Origin of the sequence: Microbacterium amylolyticum (assembly GCF_011046975.1) — a bacterium.
Lineage (GTDB): Bacteria > Actinomycetota > Actinomycetes > Actinomycetales > Microbacteriaceae > Microbacterium > Microbacterium amylolyticum.
In genome coordinates, this window is the sequence record NZ_CP049253.1 from 2,148,428 (window position 1) to 2,162,338 (window position 13,911).

Genomic DNA, 13,911 nt, shown 5'->3' on the forward strand with positions numbered 1-13,911 from the left:
CGGACCCGCCGTTTTACCCTGCCTGCCGCGCTGTTGACGAGCGCACGTTGAGCGCGGGCGCCACGGTTACCTGGTGCGACGGGCGATCCGGTGCGGCGATGCGCTGCACAAGAAGGTCGAGGGCGGAGCGACCCAGGTGCGCACGTGGCGGAGCCACAGCGGTTAGCGGCGGGGTGAACATCTCGGCCACCTCATCGTCATAGGCGACGATCGACAGATCACCCGGAATCGACAGTCCGCGCGCATTCGCCACGTCGACGATCGCCATCGCCTCACGATCGGAGTGCACGAGAAGGCCCGTCGCCTCCGCTTCGAGAACGGTGTCGATGACGTTGCCAACGGCGGCGAAGAATCCGCTGTCTGCACGATCGGGAAGCATGCGGGCGATGACATCCCCCTGGGCAAGTTCCAGTTCGGTGCATGCCGCGCGCCACCCCGCGACGATTTTGCGTGAGGTGGGGGAGCTGTGCGTGAGCACGAGGCCCAGCCGGCGGTGTCCGAGTGAGGCCAGGTGGCGAACGGCGAGAACAGCGCCCAGCGCGTGATCGGTGACAACGGAATCCACCGGCGCGCCCGTCTCACGCGCAACGGCCTCGCGTTCGGCAAATACGAACGGCAAACCGGATCCGTGGAGCCACGAGATCACATCGGCCGAGTGGGAGGCGTCGGTGTTGGGCGCGACGACGAAGCCCGAAACTCCCTCGGTCTCCCGCATTCGCTCGAGCACGGGGCGTTCGTCCTGAAGCCCGTAGGAGGTTCCGCGTACAAGCAGCGAGATGCCTCGCGACTCGGCCTCGCGCGACATCCCCCGGATCACCCGCGGCCAATAGAAGTCCAGGGACGGAACGAGAACTCCGATCGTGCGCGTTCCCGGGTGTGGGTGTGACAGTGACGCGGCTGAGGGGATGCCGGCGGGCGGCGGAACGGCCCCTCCGTGCACCCGCACGAGCAACCCCTCGACCTCCATCTGCTGCAGATCGCGCCGCAGCGTGACGGGGGAGACATCGAGGATGTCGGCGAGATGTGCGTTGCGTACGGCGCCGTCATCGGCGAGCATGCGCAGAATGCGGGAGCGCCGCGATGTTGCCAGCGGCGAGGAGGAATCGGTCATTGCGGTATCCCCTGAACAGTCTGCCGCGCGGTCACGGCGAAGGAAGTGCGGTCGGTCACATCAATGTCGAGGCGGGTCAGGCTCTGGCCCCAGACCTCGGTCATCATCGGGTCGTCGAGCGGGCGCGGGGTGAGCCGCGCGGCAGCGGTAGGATCCCAATCGAGACGAATCGGGGGAGCATCACCGAGGGGGGTGATCATGGCGGAGCCCTCTTCGAGGGCAACGTCACCCGCCAGCAGGAAACGCACCTGCGTCGGGCGATCTGCATCAGCGGCGCGCTCCCACTCGTCCGTGATCGTGACACGCGAATCGACGCGGTCGAGCGCGGCCGTACGCACCCAGGAGCGGAGGGTGGGGGCATCGTATGCGCCCGAGATGTCGAGGCTGAGCTGGTCCCGGTCTGCGGACGTTTCGTGGGCGACGCGGGACGCGCCGCGATCTCGTCCGACGCTCTGGCCCGAGCCGTCGATGAACGGAACGCTGTGCCATTCGCTCTGCATTGGCCACAGCTCATAGCGGCCGGGGCCGAAGGTGCGCGCGTCATACGTGGGACGCCCGGGATCGACGATGACGGGAACGCCGTCCGAGGCGACGATGACCGAACCGACATCGTTGTGGTTGTGGTTCTCGCCGTTGTGCCCGCCCTTGACGACAAGGCTGAGCCCGCGTGCTGAGCCCGCGTGTTCACGGGCGACCAGCATCTGGGTGGATTCCAACCACGTCGATGCGGGCAGAGGGGACGCCTCGTGCCGCGCTTCCCGCCAGGACACATCAGTCACGGCGCGCAGCAGGCGGCCGAGCCCGTCGCGTTCAGCGGCGACGGGCGTTCCGGGGCGGTGGCGCGAGGCTGCGAATGCGGCAGCGTCGTCCATGCGGGCATGTCGCGCTGCCCTGTGCAGCGCGTGCCAGGGGGCTGCTCCGATCTGCTTCGCCTGTGCGTCGGCGACGCTCACGAACCACTCGCCTCCCAGGTGCATGCGGTGGGGGAAGGCGATCGTCTCGCGCAGCCGTTCGACGCCGGCGATTGCGTCGAGCACGCCGTCCGACGCATGGACAAGAACGTCGAGCGCCTCCAGCAGGCGGCAGGCACCGTTCCACCAGTAGCCGTAGCCCTCGTCGATGGCGCCATCGACCGGCAGCGTTGCGACGTAGGCGTCCATGCCCTCGAGGGCGAGCGTGATGACCCTCGCGCGTTGTTCCCGCTCCTCATCGCCGTCGAGCAGCCGCAGCGCCCCGACGATCACGTTTCCGTGGATCCAGGGGTTCCAGTTGTGCGCGGCTCCCGGGGTGCCGGTCCAGTGCCAGTCTCGTCTGGTCAGGAATGGGCGGAAGATCCGGATGCGTGCCTCGTACCGGATCCGCTCCCGCACGCCGGGGTAGTGGGACTCGAGCGCATCGCCGAGCGCCTGGTCCAGCCACGCCAGTTGCGCAACGACCTCTCCGGCGCCGAGATCGAGGTAGGGTGACGCGGCATCGGGCAGAACGAGACCATTCCGCGCGTAGGCGTCGTCGTGCGCGGGCCAGCACCATGAGCTCTGCTCGCAGAGCAGTATCACGCCGTCGACTACGTCGGCCAGCATTTCCTCATCCCCGGCGGCAGCGAGAACCGCGGCGCGGGTCAGACGGTCCTGGCGGGCGAAGGCTGCCGTCTCCCACGTGATGCGATCGCCGTCGCCGTGAAAGCGGGCCGCATCGTGGGCGAGGGGCTGGGGCCACGGCGTTCCCGACTCCGCTGCCGCGGCAGAGCGGAGGGAGGCGATCGTCGGCCCGTCGACGGTGTTCGCTGCCCACTGTGATGCGGGAGCGAGCGGCAGAGCGGACGCGGCGGGCGCGAGAACCTCGGCCAGCGCCGCCGCGAGAGTGTCCCGCGGTGCGCCAATCTGGGCCGCGAGGGCGCTCGTCAGCGGGAAGGCTGGCGCCGTCTCAGCGGAAGTGCACGTCATCGTGTTCCTTTCCAGGCGGTCGTTCTGGCGCGTGTAAACGATCGTAAACGATCGAGAAAGAAAAATCTGTACTTGTTGTGAGCGTAATCGCTTGTTACTTTCGGAAAGCGCTCACCGATGAGGCGTTTCGAAGGAGAAACTGTGCAGCACGATACGACGCCGACCGGCACCTGGTCCCGCGACCGCTGGACCGCGTTCGCCGACCGCCTTCTCGAGGGCGCCATGGCGTATGCCTCCGAGGGCTGCGGGCGCATCACCCCGCCCGGAGAAGCGGGGGGATACGGCCGCGACGTCGATGGCCTCGAGGGCTTTGCGCGCAGCTTCCTCATCGCGGGTTTTCGCATCGCTGGCGAGCGCGGACAGGGCGTCGACACGCTCATCGATCACTTCTCCCGCGGCATCGTCAGCGGCGTTGATCCCGAGGCACCCGATCGCTGGGTGCGCATGGACGAGCACGCCCAGGCAAAGGTGGAGGCGGCATCGATCGCCCTCATTCTGGACATGACCCGGCCTTGGATCTGGGACAAGCTCGACAGCCTCACCCAGGAGCGCGTCGTCGCGTACCTCGCCCCCGTTGTCGGAGACGACACGTACCCACGCACGAACTGGCTCTGGTTCCGCGTTGTTGTCGAGACTTTCCTGCGCTCGGTCGGGGGACCCTGGTCTCAGCGCGATATCGACGCCGACCTTGCGCTGCACGACGACCTGGTGCGCGAAGACGGCTGGATCACCGACGGCGAGGGGCGCTCGTACGATCACTACGTCGGATGGGCGCTGCACCTGTACCCCGTTCTCTGGTCGCGGATGCGCGGCGCACGCGATCTCGTTGGCGACCGCACACGCGCAGACATCGCGGCGCTCGACCGCTATCTGGTTGACGCCCTGCACCTCGTCGGAGCCGACGGATCACCCCTCTTCCAGGGCCGCAGTCTCATCTATCGATTCGCGGCAGCGGCGCCGTTCTGGGCCGGCGTGATCGCCGAGGTTCCCTCAACAGGCGCCGGAGCGCTACGCCACGCGGCGGAGCGCATCACCCGGCACTTCGACACCAGCGGTGCGCCCGATGAGCGGGATCTGCTGACGATCGGCTGGCACCACGAGTGGCGCCAGCTCGCACAGTCATACTCCGGCCCCGGTTCGCCCTACTGGGCCGCGAAGGGGCTGCTCGGAATTGCCCTTCCCGCCGATCACCCGGTCTGGCAAGCGGCACACGCACCCCTCCCGGCGGAAGAACGCGACAGCGTCCGCGCTATTTCCGCTCCCGGTTGGGCCGTTTCGGTCACCGCGGCTGATGGCATCGTGCGCATCGCCAACCACGGCACCGACCACGCCGAAGAAGGTTCGCTCGGAGGCGACTCTCCTCTGTACGCCCGCCTCGGCTACTCCACCGTGACGAGCCCCCTCCTCGACGACGACGCGTGGCGCAACCCCCTCGACCAGAGCGTCACCCTGATCGGACCCGGCGGCGAGGTCACACACCGCTCGGGGATGACGCGCCTGCAGGTATCGGCGGACGACGAAACCGCCGTCGCCGCTTCCTCCTGGGATGCACACGTGATCGCGCCGGACGAAAAGCAGCAGCGCCACGGATCCGGGCTTGCGGGCCAGGCAAACGTGATCGCGCGCGTGACCGCCGTATCCGTTCTGCGCGGCGCGTGGGAACTGCGATTCGTCCGCGTTGACGATGCCCCCGCCGACGACGCGGCATGGCGCATGCGGTGGGGAGGGTGGGCGCTCTCCGGAGACGAGCCGACGGCCAGCGCCGACGGCAACGTCGCCCGTGCCGAGAACGATCGCCACATCAGCCTGCTTCGCGCCGTCGACATGCCGGCCGAGCCTGCCATCGTCACCCGCACGGACGCGACGCCGCTCGGACCCGTCACGGCGATTCCGACGCTCACAACGGAGGTCGCCCCCGGACAGTGGATGACGGCGCAGCTCACCCTGGCCGGCCGTGAGACCACGGGAGCACGCGGCGCTGCGACGGCCGACCTCACCGGCACGACCAACGGCGGCACCCGAGCCCACATCACCTGGCCGGATGGCCACACGACACAGACACTTCTCCCCCTTCACGCATCGGCCCCCGGCGCGTGAGCCATCACATGCAGCAAAGGAGCAGCATTATGAACACCCGAATCATCGCCTCCGCAGCGGCGCTCGCCGCCGGAACCCTCGTCCTCGCCAGCTGTGGCGGATCCGGCGGCGACGCCGACGGTAGCGGCGACGCGACAACGCTCAGCGTTGCCGGCTGGAGCGTTGCCACCACACCCGAATTCCAGCTTCTCGCCGACGGTTTCGAAGCACAGAATGAGGGCGTCACGGTAAACATCGTCGATTACGACCCGAGTGAGTACAACACCCTTCTCACTGCCGACCTCGCCGCCGGATCCGGTCCGGACATCATCACGCAGAAGGAAGTCAAGTTCGTCACGACCTTCCAGGAGGGCGGCCAGCTCGCCGACGTCAGCGATGTGAGCCTTCCCGCCGGCATCGGCGGCGCCGAGTCCTATGTGGTCGACGGCGTCACCTACGCAACGCCGTATCGCCAGGACGCCTGGGTGCTGTTCTACAACGCCGATCTCTTCGACGAGGCAGGCGTTGACACCCCGGACGGCACGTGGACGTGGGACGATTACGAGGAAGCGGCACGTCAGATCGCCGACAACACTGACGTGAACGGCACCTACCAGCACTCCTGGCAGTCCGTTCTGCAGGGCTTTGCGAACGCCCAGTCGCCTGGTGCCGACCTGCTTTCCGGCGAGTACGGATACTTCGCACCGTTCTACGAGCGCGTGCTGCGGATGCAGGACGATGGCCTGCAGGAGAGTTACAACACCGTCACGGCGAACCAGCTCACTTACCAGGGCGAGTTCGGCCGCCAGCGCGCCGCGATGCTGCCCATGGGAACGTGGTTCGTCGCGACGCTCATCTCGCAGCAGGCAGCGGGAGAGGCTGATGACTTCACCTGGGGCATCGCACCCATTCCGCAGTTCGACGCATCGACCACCGGCATGGACAACACTCCCGTCACGTTCGGTGACCCCACCGGCTTCGCCGTGAACGCCGCGCTCGAGGGTGAAAAGGCGGAGCTGGCCAAGAAGTTCCTCGCGTACGCCGCCAGCGAAGAAGCAGCCGTTGCCCTCGCCGAAATCGGCATCATGCCGGCAGCGCTCAGCGATGCCGTTGTTGACGCCTACTTCGGATCCGAGGGTGCGCCCACCGACGAGCTGTCGGCCTTTGCTGTGCAGACGCACGACACCAAGCCCGAGAACCCCACGTCGAACCGCACAACGGCCATTCAGAACATCCTCAACGACATGCACTCCGCGATCCTGTCGGGATCGACGGATGTAGATTCTGCGATCGCCGAAGCAGAGCAGCGCGTCGCCAACGAGGTTGCCGCCGACTAACCGGCGGGCACTGTCGCACAAGGAGAATCATGACCGTCACGTCGAACGCTCCCCGGCGTGCGACGGTACCGCAGGCGCCGACACGCAAACGTCGCGTGTCGCGCCTGCGGATCCGGAACACCCTTCTGGGCCTGAGCTTCATCGCCCCGAACTTCATCGGTTTTGCCACGCTCACGCTCGTGCCCGTGATCGTGATGTTCTACATGTCGCTGTCCAACTGGAACATCTTCGGAACATCAACGTTCATCGGCCTCGACAACTTCACACGCCTCGCGGGTGACGGGAGTTTCCGGCGCGCCTTTTTCAACACGCTGTACTACGCCGGTCTTCATATCCCGCTGACGATCGTCGTCTCACTGAGCCTGGCGATCTTGCTCAACAACAAGCTGCGCGGTGTGGCGTTCTTCCGTACGGCGGCCTTCTTCCCCTACATCACATCGATCGTCGCGATCGCCCTGGTGTGGAATCTGCTGTTTAGCCCCGACTACGGGCCGGTCAACGAGATCCTGCGCTTCTTCGGACTGTCCAACCCTCCGGGGTGGCTGACATCGCCCGATTGGTCGATGCCCGCCGTTGTCATCGTCAGCACGTGGCGCGACATGGGCTACTACATGGTGCTCTTCCTCGCCGGGTTGCAGACCGTTCCGCGTGAGCTCCACGAGGCGGCCCGCGTCGACGGTGCGAATGTCTGGCAGCGGTTCGTGAACGTGACGCTGCCGTGCCTGCGTCCGACGATGTTCTTCGTCGTCGTGATCCTGACGATCAACTCGTTCAAGATTTTCGACCTGATCCTCGTCATGACGCGCGGTGGCCCCGGACAGTCGACAACGGTGATCTCACAGTTCATCTACCGCAAGGGCTTTGAGGAGAACGAGTTCGGCTACGCCTCCGCAGCAGCCGTTGTGCTGTTCTTCCTCTGCATCATCGTCACCATCATTCAGTTCCTCTGGAACAAGAGGAGGGAAATCTGATGTCCGAGACGATGAATCTCGTCGTCCCGCCGTCGCGTCGTCGCATCGCGGGCGGGCAGAAGACGGTCCGAACGCGCATCGGCCGTGCCGTTCTCTACATCCTGCTGATCGCCGCCGCGGCCGCCATGCTCACCCCGTTCTTCTGGATGATCATGAGTTCGCTGAAGGACGCGAACTCGGTGTTCTCGGTGCCGGTGCGCTGGCTGCCCGAGGTGTTCGTGTGGCAGAACTATGTCGACATCTGGACGCGCTCCGACATCGTGACGTGGATCCGCAACACCCTGATTCTCTCGGTGTCGGTCACGCTCCTGCAGGTGATCACCGGATCGTTCGCCGCCTACGGCTTCTCGCGGATCCGTTTCCCTGGCCGCGACGCTCTGTTCCTGCTGTACGTCGCAACGATCGCCGTGCCGTGGCAGTCGTACATGATCCCGCAGTTCATCATGCTCTCGAACGCGGGGCTGACGAACACCCTGTGGTCGATCATCTTCCTCCAGACCTTCGGCGCCTTCGGCGTCTTCTTGATGAAGCAGTTCTACGAGACGATCCCCGAGGACCTCTCGGAGGCCGGGCGCCTTGACGGGCTCAGCGAGTACGGCATCTGGTGGCGGATCATGGTTCCGCTGTCGGTTCCCGCGGTTGCCAGCCTGTCGCTGTTGACGTTCGTGAACACCTGGAACGACTACCTCGGGCCGCTCATTTATCTGCGCGATTCCAGCCTGTGGACGATGCAGCTCGGTCTACAGAACTTCGTTGCGAACCTCTACGACGTGGACTACGGCGTGCTGTTCGCCGGGCTCACAATCTCTGTTCTGCCGATTGCCGTGGTGTTCCTGCTCGGACAGCGGTTCTTCGTCGAGGGCATTGCGACCAGCGGGATGAAGGGCTGAGGTCATGAAGCGCATCCCGCACAGTTTCTACTCGGCGATCTTCCACACCTGCTACCTGGTGCTGGGCATCAACATCGCCCTCGCCGTGAGCTGTTTGCCGTTGATCGTCCTGTTGGTCACAACGGATCCGTCGCTGTCGTGGCCGCTGATGGCTCCCGCGGCTGCTGTGTGCGCTCCCGCGCTCGGCGCAGCGTTCGGGGTATTCCGCGAGCACTCCGACGGTGAGCGAAGCGTCTTCCGCCCGTTCTTGCGCACATATCGCGCGGTGTTCTGGCGGGCGCTCGCGGTCGGCGCGATCACCTCGGCCGTCGTCACGGTGGCTGCCGTTGACGTTTTCGTCCTCGTGCCGACGGGGGTGGGAGCTCTCGTCGCTCCGCTGCTGGTCGTTCTCGCGCTCCTGGCGCTGGTGACGGGTGCCACGGCGCTCGTCGGCATCGCTGAGGCACCGGCAGCGCGGCTTAGCGTTGCGCTGCGGGCAGCATTGCTGCTCGCGGTGCGACGCTGGCCGCTGGCGATCGGAACGCTCGCCGTTATCGGGGTGCAGGCCATCATCTTCGTTCAGGCACCAGCGATCGCGATCGGTGTCACAGCCGGCGCTGTCTGGTATGTCGTCTGGTCGGGCGGACGGTACACGTTGCAGCCCGCCCTCGTGGCGGCCGCATAAGCCTCCAAGGAGCACACATGACAACGCAAACGCCCTTGTCGGGCACCCATCGACCTGCCATAGTGAGCGCCGTAGGATCGGGGATTTTCGCGTCGCTGTCCGAGGAATATCTTGCGCATGAGCTTGCCTCGGTCGGCGAGGTGATCGCCACTGTCGACAGTTTTGAGACGCCGGAGGCCGTTGCCGCCCTCGAACGCGCTGAGGTTCTTGTGACGGGGTGGGGAACCCCTCCTATCAACGGCGAGCTGCTGGACAGGGCCCCTCATCTGCGATGGATTCTGCATATTGCCGGGTCTGTCAAGGGAATGCTCGCGCCGGAGGTATGGGATCGAGGAATCGGCGTCAGCTCCGCTGTTGACGCGAACGCGGTCCCCGTCGCCGAGTTCACACTGGCGGCGATCCTCCTGTCCAACAAGCGCATTGTGCAGATCGCGCGCCAGTATCGGAACACGCGCACCGATCTGAATCAGGCAGAGCTCGGGGTGATCGGAAATTACCGGCGCCGCGTCGGAATCGTCGGCGCATCGCGCATCGGCCGCCGGGTCATCGACCTGTTGCAGAACTTCGACGTTGATGTGGTCGTCAGCGACCCCACCGTGGCTGCCGCGGACGTGCGTGCGATGGGCGCCGAGCCGGCATCGCTCGAAGAGCTGTGCGCAACGTGCGATGTCGTCTCGGTTCACGCGCCGTCGTTGCCGACAACGCGTGGGCTGATCTCACGGGAGCTGATTGCGTCCATGCGTCCCGGTTCCACGCTGATCAATACGGCGCGCGGGGATGTCGTGGATCAGGATGCTCTCACCGAGCGGGTCCTGAGCGGAGATCTCTTCTCTGTTCTCGATGTCACGGTGCCGTGGGTGCTGCCCGCCGAACACCCGCTCTACGACCATCCGAACGTTCTGCTGACGCCGCACATCGCCGGATCAGTGGGAACGGAAGTCGACAGAATGATCGATGACCAGGTGGGCGAGCTGCGCCGCATCGCGCGCGGAGAGCCGCTGGCACATCCTGTTCAGCCGGAGGCGCTCGCCACGTCGGCGTAGGTCTCCGGTCTGAACGCTCGTCTGAGGAAGGCGACGAATTCGCGCACTCCCGCGTCGAGGTTCATTGTTTCGGGGGGCTGAGTCAGCAACCAGGTGTCAACGGCCTGACCGATTCTCATCGCGACGGCGATGAGAAGATCGCGGGGCAGGTCCGTGCGGATCGCCCCGGCGGTCTGCCCCGCCGCGATGGTGTCTTCCCACCACGGCAGCAGCATCTGCTCGGTGGCACGGCTTGCTTCGTCGCGGGGCGAGCTGGTGGCGAGTGCGTCACGGATGAGCGCCACCAGGCGCGGCGAAGCGAGGAGTCGCTGCGCGAACAGCGAGGCCTGTTTTTCCACGGCCGCCCAGAACGCGTTGGTATCGGCGGCCACCGGAATAGGCACGCTGTCGTGGTCGGGCAGCAGGTCGCGAAGCTGTTCGTGGAGAACGGTCAGGTAGAGGTCGTTTTTGTCCTCGAAGTAGTAGTACAGCGATCCCTTGGATGTTCCGGCCGTCTGAATGATTCGGTTGAGGGACGCGTCGGCGAATCCCCGTGCGGAGAATTCGTCGAGGGCTGCTTCCAGTAGCGGTCTGCGGCGTTCGCGGGGCAGGCACTCAAAACGGGGGAGGGGCATGGTTCTCGATCATCCGGCGTCTTCTGGAGGAAGATCGATTGAGTCGCGAAGGGCCCGGCCGATCGCGAGTCGGGAGATCCACGGTACGCCCATTGCTCGCATCACGGATGTGCGGAGAAGGAGCTCAGCGCGGTTGCGGGGCGCGAAGGCCACGCCCATCCGCCATCCGCTCGAGCATGTGTGGGACCTCGCCGCCGATGCCGCCCAGCCGTTCGCGGATGAGAGCGTGCTGCCCGGGGAGATCGTCACCCGTGGGGAGGGGGTCGCTGTGGCGAAAGCTCATCGCGATCATGGCGGATCCGTCGCGCGGCCGAATCGTTTGTGCCACACCGGCGAAACGCGGGTCGTTTACCTTTCGCGCCGGGACCGGGACCATCCCGTGCCCATCTGGCGCGACAGAACGAATGTTCTGGTGTTCGCACAGGTGACCGGGTGCTCCTAAGCGCCCACATCAGCCCTGTGGACGATGTGCCTCAGCCCGCGAACGGGTGTGTGCGTCCGAAAGCGCGCAAGACGGCGCCCGACTTCGCGATCGTTTCGTCGAGCTCGTCTTCGGGCACGCTGTCGTAGGTGATCGCGCCTCCGGTTCCGATGCGCGCCTCGCCGTTTTCGATCACGGCCGTGCGGATCACCACGGAGAGATCAACGGCGCCGTCCGCGGAGAAGAAGCCGACAACGCCCGAATATACCCCGCGCGGAACCGCCTCGAGATCGTCCAGCATCTCCACCGTGCGCTTCTTGGGCGCACCCGTCATCGACCCCGGTGGGAAGAGAGCCTCGGCAGCGCACACGCCCGCAGCGCTGCGCGGGAGCAGCTTGGACCGCACGGAGGTGACGAGCTGATGCACCGTTGCATAGCTCTCGACGCCCATGAGCCGCGGCACCGTCACGGTTCCCGGAGCGCTGACACGACCGAGATCGTTGCGCAGCAGGTCGACGATCATGAGATTCTCCGCGCGCGTTTTCGGATCCGCCGCGAGGGCCCGTGCCGCCTCGGCGTCCGCGGCCGGATCGAGGTGGCGGCGCGCGGTTCCCTTGATCGGCTTTGTCTCCGCCCAGCCATCCGGCGCGACGGTCAAAAAGCGCTCGGGGGAGCACGACAGGATGTCGCGGCCGGGCAGGCGGAGAAAAGCGGCGTAGGGGGCGGCGTTGTCGCGACGCAAACGGCGGTACACCTCGAAGCCATCGCCGGAAAACGGAAAGTGAAGGGAGTAGGTGTAGCAGGCCTCGTAGGAGTCCCCGGCGGCCAACCAGGTCCGAACGGTTCCCAGATCATCCAGATACTTTTCGCGCGTGACAGACGCGCTCGCCGCTCCGGCGGGGGCGGTATCTGCCGGAGCGGGAAGGGGCTCGCACGCGGTTGCGCGATCGAGTGTGTGCGCGATCCACGCGTCCGCGTCCTCCTGCTCCGCAGCGGGACCAACGGCGACGGCGATCAGCTCACCGGCAGCGTGATCGATCACGAGGAACCGGCTGAGGTGGGTCAGCTGTGCGTCCGGAGCGTGTGTGCCATGGCCGATCTGTTTTGCGCCATAGCCGATCGCCCCCACATACCCGCCCGCAAACGGAATGCCCGCGATCTGCGACACCGGATGGGCATCGATGCGATCGGCGATCTCCCCCCACAGCTCGGACCCCGCCGGGGAGCCATCCACCGTGACACGCGATGCCGCCGCGTCATACTCCAGAACATGATCCCGCGATGTTTCGGGCGCCCCCATGATCGAGAAGCGGCCCATGTCGTACGCGCGGTGCGCGCTGTCCAGCCACACCGCCGTCTGCCGCGAGCCATAGAGATGAGCGAAGAGCGCTTCTGCATCCCCCGTGAACGTCACGCGCCTCGTCCACGCCTGCCAGGTGCCGCGGTGCTGTTCGGTCACGTCATCTCCAAGAAGTTGCGAATGATCCGCGGGCCCCAGTCGGTTCCGATCGACTCGGGATGGAACTGCACGCCGTACCACCCGCGCTCCGGCACCTCGCCCGCCATCGGAAGGGCATCGGCAGAACGTGCCGTGATCGTCAGCGGCGCGGGCTCCTCCACCACGAGGGAGTGATAACGCGTGGCATCGAACGTGTGGGGCACCCCGCGAAAGAGCGCGGAACCATCATGCGTGACGGCATCGACAATGCCGTGCGCCGGACGGGGAGCGCGCACAACGGATCCGCCCAGCTCGGCCGCCATGGTCTGAAAGCCGAAGCAGACGCCCAGAACGGGAACGCGCGCTCGCCGCAGGACGTCGCGTCCGAGCCCGGCGTCTTCCGCACGGTGGGGCGTTCCCGGACCGGGGCCGAGAACAATATGGCGATAGCCGGGTAGCGCCGCGAGATCGATTCGGTCGTTTTGTACGAGATCGGGGGCCGAGCCGGTGGCGCTCCAGATGATCTGCGCGATATTGCCCGTGTAGGAGTCGTAGTTGTCGACGAGGAGAACACGGGCCATCCCTCTATTCTGCGCGAAGTGCGAGACTGAACGCATGCAGCAGCTCGACGGTGCGCCCGTGACCGCACAGGATCTTCAGCCGCTCGCCATGCTGGGGTTCGCGCACTTCACCACCGTCCGTGTCGATGACGGTCTCGTGCGCGGCCTCGCGATGCACCTTGAGCGGCTCGTGCGCGATGCGCGGACGCTCTTCGACGTGGACCTCGACGCGGATCTCGTGCGCGAGCGCATTCGTGCCGCCATCGCTGATGAATCCTCATCCGTCACTGTTCGCATCACGCTGTTCGATCCCGCGCTGCGGCTCGAACGCCCGGGTGCCGACGCATCGCCGAGCATTCTCGTCACGCCCCGGCCCGCCTCGGATGATGAGCTCCCGCCGATCACCCTGCAGTCGGTTCGCTTCGGCCGGGACACCCCGGAGCTCAAGCACACCGGCCTCTTTGGGGCGCTGTATCGCCGCCGCCTGGCGCAGCGGGCCGGTTTCGATGATGCGCTGTTCGTCGACGGCGGCGGGCGCATTTCGGAGGGGCCAACGTGGAACATCGGCTTTGTGCAGGGTGATCGCGTGATTTGGGCAGACGGCGACGCCCTCCCCGGCGTCACGCGCGATCTTCTCGACTCGGTGGCGGGAGAGACCTCCGCGGAGTACGTCTCTCTCGAACGCCTCGGCAGTATGGACGCGGCCTTTGCCACGAGCTCGGGCGTCGGCGTTCGTCCGATCACCGCGGTCGACGATGTGTCCTGGCCAACGGATCACCCGGCACTGGATCGACTGCGCCACGCCTACCGGGGTATCAGCGGCGAGCCACTGTAGGTCCTCGC

13 protein-coding genes are annotated in these 13,911 nt (G+C 66.2%); 7 read left to right on the forward strand and 6 right to left on the reverse strand.

The features are described 5' to 3' along the window. Positions 1 to 13 precede the first annotated feature (13 nt). Positions 14 to 1,111, reverse strand: coding sequence for a substrate-binding domain-containing protein (locus tag G6N81_RS10410; RefSeq protein WP_165136559.1), 1,098 nt, complete (start codon positions 1,109 to 1,111; stop codon positions 14 to 16). Further along, positions 1,108 to 3,054 (reverse strand): heparinase II/III domain-containing protein, encoded by a 1,947-nt coding sequence (locus tag G6N81_RS10415; protein WP_165136562.1) that lies wholly within the window; start codon positions 3,052 to 3,054, stop codon positions 1,108 to 1,110. The genes G6N81_RS10410 and G6N81_RS10415 overlap by 4 nt, the downstream gene beginning before the upstream one ends. Before the next feature lie 141 nt (positions 3,055 to 3,195). On the opposite strand from G6N81_RS10415, the gene G6N81_RS10420 reads away from it, so the two are divergent. The 6 genes from G6N81_RS10420 to G6N81_RS10445 are packed head-to-tail and all read left to right on the forward strand — an operon-like array spanning position 3,196 to position 10,035. Further along, entirely contained in the window at positions 3,196 to 5,151 is a 1,956-nt protein-coding gene (locus G6N81_RS10420) for a DUF2264 domain-containing protein (protein ID WP_241244957.1), read from the forward strand. 29 nt (positions 5,152 to 5,180) lie between these two features. Continuing rightward, positions 5,181 to 6,467, forward strand: coding sequence for an extracellular solute-binding protein (locus G6N81_RS10425; RefSeq protein WP_165136568.1), 1,287 nt, complete (start codon positions 5,181 to 5,183; stop codon positions 6,465 to 6,467). A gap of 29 nt (positions 6,468 to 6,496) precedes the next feature. Next, positions 6,497 to 7,438 (forward strand): carbohydrate ABC transporter permease, encoded by a 942-nt coding sequence (locus tag G6N81_RS10430; RefSeq protein ID WP_165136571.1) that lies wholly within the window; start codon positions 6,497 to 6,499, stop codon positions 7,436 to 7,438. Further along, the gene (locus G6N81_RS10435; RefSeq protein WP_165136574.1) at positions 7,438 to 8,328 is read left to right on the forward strand and encodes a carbohydrate ABC transporter permease; all 891 of its coding nucleotides are present in this window, start codon (positions 7,438 to 7,440) and stop codon (positions 8,326 to 8,328) included. The genes G6N81_RS10430 and G6N81_RS10435 overlap by 1 nt, the downstream gene beginning before the upstream one ends. Positions 8,329 to 8,332: 4 nt before the next feature. Then, positions 8,333 to 8,992 (forward strand): DUF624 domain-containing protein, encoded by a 660-nt coding sequence (locus tag G6N81_RS10440; RefSeq protein ID WP_165136577.1) that lies wholly within the window; start codon positions 8,333 to 8,335, stop codon positions 8,990 to 8,992. Positions 8,993 to 9,009: 17 nt separating this feature from the next. After that, a complete protein-coding gene (locus G6N81_RS10445) occupies positions 9,010 to 10,035 on the forward strand; it encodes a hydroxyacid dehydrogenase (RefSeq protein WP_165136580.1) in 1,026 nt (341 codons plus the stop codon). Here the strand turns inward: G6N81_RS10445 and G6N81_RS10450 are convergent. The 4 genes from G6N81_RS10450 to G6N81_RS10465 form a co-directional block, all read right to left on the reverse strand. Beyond that, positions 10,005 to 10,649, reverse strand: a complete 645-nt coding sequence (locus tag G6N81_RS10450) for a TetR/AcrR family transcriptional regulator (RefSeq protein ID WP_165136583.1) — start codon at positions 10,647 to 10,649, stop codon at positions 10,005 to 10,007. The two genes, G6N81_RS10445 and G6N81_RS10450, sit on opposite strands and share 31 nt — an antisense overlap. A gap of 124 nt (positions 10,650 to 10,773) precedes the next feature. Next, entirely contained in the window at positions 10,774 to 10,941 is a 168-nt protein-coding gene (locus G6N81_RS10455) for a hypothetical protein (RefSeq protein WP_165136586.1), read from the reverse strand. Positions 10,942 to 11,122: 181 nt separating this feature from the next. Continuing rightward, positions 11,123 to 12,529, reverse strand: coding sequence for an aminodeoxychorismate synthase component I (pabB, locus tag G6N81_RS10460; RefSeq protein ID WP_165136589.1), 1,407 nt, complete (start codon positions 12,527 to 12,529; stop codon positions 11,123 to 11,125). Then, positions 12,526 to 13,089, reverse strand: coding sequence for an anthranilate synthase component II (locus G6N81_RS10465; RefSeq protein ID WP_165136592.1), 564 nt, complete (start codon positions 13,087 to 13,089; stop codon positions 12,526 to 12,528). Before G6N81_RS10465 ends, pabB begins: the two co-directional genes overlap by 4 nt. A 34-nt stretch (positions 13,090 to 13,123) precedes the next feature. On the opposite strand from G6N81_RS10465, the gene G6N81_RS10470 reads away from it, so the two are divergent. Further along, on the forward strand, positions 13,124 to 13,903 hold the full coding sequence (locus tag G6N81_RS10470; protein WP_165136595.1) for an aminotransferase class IV family protein: 780 nt from the start codon (positions 13,124 to 13,126) through the stop codon (positions 13,901 to 13,903). Positions 13,904 to 13,911 lie beyond the last annotated feature (8 nt).

Coding starts and splice junctions, on each gene's coding strand:
- G6N81_RS10425 (WP_165136568.1), top strand. CDS start 5,181: ATGAACACCCGAATCATCGCCTCCGCAGCGGCGCTCGCCGCCGGAACC.
- G6N81_RS10450 (WP_165136583.1), bottom strand. CDS start 10,649: ATGCCCCTCCCCCGTTTTGAGTGCCTGCCCCGCGAACGCCGCAGACCG.
- G6N81_RS10455 (WP_165136586.1), bottom strand. CDS start 10,941: ATGATCGCGATGAGCTTTCGCCACAGCGACCCCCTCCCCACGGGTGAC.
- G6N81_RS10440 (WP_165136577.1), top strand. CDS start 8,333: ATGAAGCGCATCCCGCACAGTTTCTACTCGGCGATCTTCCACACCTGC.
- G6N81_RS10430 (WP_165136571.1), top strand. CDS start 6,497: ATGACCGTCACGTCGAACGCTCCCCGGCGTGCGACGGTACCGCAGGCG.
- G6N81_RS10445 (WP_165136580.1), top strand. CDS start 9,010: ATGACAACGCAAACGCCCTTGTCGGGCACCCATCGACCTGCCATAGTG.
- G6N81_RS10415 (WP_165136562.1), bottom strand. CDS start 3,054: ATGACGTGCACTTCCGCTGAGACGGCGCCAGCCTTCCCGCTGACGAGC.
- G6N81_RS10435 (WP_165136574.1), top strand. CDS start 7,438: ATGTCCGAGACGATGAATCTCGTCGTCCCGCCGTCGCGTCGTCGCATC.
- G6N81_RS10410 (WP_165136559.1), bottom strand. CDS start 1,111: ATGACCGATTCCTCCTCGCCGCTGGCAACATCGCGGCGCTCCCGCATT.
- G6N81_RS10465 (WP_165136592.1), bottom strand. CDS start 13,089: ATGGCCCGTGTTCTCCTCGTCGACAACTACGACTCCTACACGGGCAAT.
- G6N81_RS10470 (WP_165136595.1), top strand. CDS start 13,124: ATGCAGCAGCTCGACGGTGCGCCCGTGACCGCACAGGATCTTCAGCCG.